Source organism: Dehalococcoidia bacterium (assembly GCA_028711995.1).
Classification (GTDB): Bacteria; Chloroflexota; Dehalococcoidia; order SZUA-161; family SpSt-899; genus JAQTRE01.
The window spans coordinates 3,075-5,292 of sequence record JAQTRE010000172.1 but is presented as its reverse complement, the minus strand read 5'-3'; the positions used below and the strand labels follow the sequence as shown (position 1 = coordinate 5,292).

General features: G+C 55.6%; 1 protein-coding gene and 1 pseudogene. Both read right to left on the bottom strand.

All coding sequences use genetic code 11. The annotated features are described in order from the left end of the window. Nucleotides 1–37 precede the first annotated feature (37 nt). A pseudogene (locus PHV74_14760) lies at nucleotides 38–232 on the bottom strand (Fic/DOC family N-terminal domain-containing protein). Nucleotides 233–346: 114 nt separating this feature from the next. Beyond that, nucleotides 347–2,218, bottom strand: a 1,872-nt coding sequence (locus PHV74_14755; GenBank protein MDD5095617.1) for a DUF87 domain-containing protein, incomplete at its 5' end; no start/stop codon positions are given.

Sequence of the window (2,218 nt, the reverse complement as noted above, 5' to 3'; positions counted from 1 at the left end):
GTTCGTCGTTTGTGTTTACAATTTTTTCGATCTCCTACGACAGTTTAGCTTCCTGAAGACCGATCGTCTGAATGAGCACGCCTTGGTTCGGTATTAACTCACCGGCCCCCTTCAACTCCGCCAAGGCCTTATTGGCCGCAATCGCTTTCTTCAGCACCGCCTTGCTCTCAAGATCCACCGGCGGCGGCAGGAGCGGCAGGTCGTTATAGGGCATCTTCGGGTCGAAGCTCATTGCAGTACCTCCAATCTGAGCAGGCAGCGCCTGCCGATCTTCCCTGCGTGGGCAAGGATGCGGGTCTGGACGGTTTTGTGTTCGGTCGGGCGCTTCATCTTGTCACTCCTGCTCCTATTCCTCCACATCTTCTGAGCTGCCAGCGCCCTCCCACTTCGCGCAGACGGCCTCGACGTTGGGCACGGCTACCTCGCACGTCCAGCTCTTGTAGAACTGGGGGTTCTTGCTTCTCGGAACTGGATCGGCTTCCCTCATTTCCACCAACGCCGGCGCCTGGACACATTCACCCAAGACAAGCGCGGTCTGTGGAGCGAGCGCAGGCAGTTGATCGAGAAGCTGGCCGTAGATGCCGGGGACGATCTCACGGAAATAACGCAAGTCTTCGGGGTTCTGAAGCCGATGTACTATGAAGCTATTGCACTGCGACAGTACGGTCTTTGACAGCTCACTCGGGCGCTGCGATGCGACCACAAGACCAAGACCGTACTTGCGCCCTTCCCGCGCTATTCGCTCGAAGACCTGCTTCGAAATGGAGTCCTCTTCAGTTCTTCGGCTCTCGCGTATGTAGTTCTGCGCTTCCTCAAGAACGAGTATGACGGGAAATTCGCCGCGACCCACGCCACTGATCGTCGAATCACTCAATCGCTGAAGGAACTCGTGAATCAGGCGGCCGATCAATGCCGTGACGTTCTCAAGAACCTCCGATGCAAGGAGGCTTAGATCGACAACTACAACATTCGCGGCTTCGGCATTTGCCCGTTGGCGGTCGTAAAATGGCAATACTCCGGCCGCCAATGCCTCAGTCTTCGTCAACTTAACTCCATCGTTCGACTCCAGCCCAAGAATATCCCTCAGGAATGAGGCTAAGCCGTGGCGGATTTTCGGCCACTCCTCAGCGCACGGCCCAAAAAGAAACTCGAAGCGCGAGTCTTCAAGGAGGCGATGAATTCGCGTTAGCATTGTAGAGCAATTGTCACGTGTGCGCGCCGAATTCGACTGATCGCGTGACATTGCTGTCTCCAAGTGGCGATACCGGAAGGCTCTTTTCCCAAAGTAGAATGGCCGATCCGCGGAACCAGCACCGCCCTCCAATGCAACAACTGGAACCGACGCCAAGGTGGAAATCAGATCGTTCAGTAGGGATTCTGCGTGCTGGCGTCGAGACATATCCAATGGATCGTAGCTCTGGCCCTGACGCCCGGCTTCTGCTTTTACCTGCTGGAACGTAGCGATGGGCACCCCCGCTTGCAGGGCCGGATAGTGATTGATGAGATCCTGAAGGGCGTTCTGGTTCTGCGTGTCTCCAAGCGCCGCAACAACCCCATCACATATAGAATTAATGGAGTTTCTGTCCTGCCAAGTTCCAGTAGCTGTCAGCGCGAGAATTCGATGGCATTCCTGGATGATCGTATCGCGCAGGGAAGTCCATTGCGGCCCCAGGCCCTGCTGTCGGGCAACAGTTAGAGCATTAAGCAAGACGGGCCTCTGGACTCCCGGCGACGCCCGGAACAGCCTCACAAAATCGTCCGAATCCATGAACCAATATGGAATCGTCAACCGCCCGCTCTCCGACGGACCGGTTGGGATATATAGAGATCGACGATTCGAAATCGCGTTCGCGTAACTTCCGTCTTCATGCCGCTTTTGAAACGCGGCATGGTATTCCCCATTGGTATCAAGGATCACGATTCGCGTCTGCCTGACCTCTTCGCGTGAAATGACAGATTGGAGGATCGTCGCAATCGAGCAAGATTTCCCTGAGCCTGTGCTGCCAATAATGGCGACGTGCTTGCCGAAGAAGGCGTCCGGGTCGATGTAGATAGGGTAATCAGGGAAGACCACCGATTTCCCAATCGGGATGCAGTAGCCAGGATTTTCTGGGTCGATCTCTCTCCTCGCGCGTCCCCTGCCAAAAATGGCATCCAGGTCCTCTTTCGTTGTAAGGAAGACTTTGGAGTCGAGCACTGGGAAAAGGCTGATGCCCTG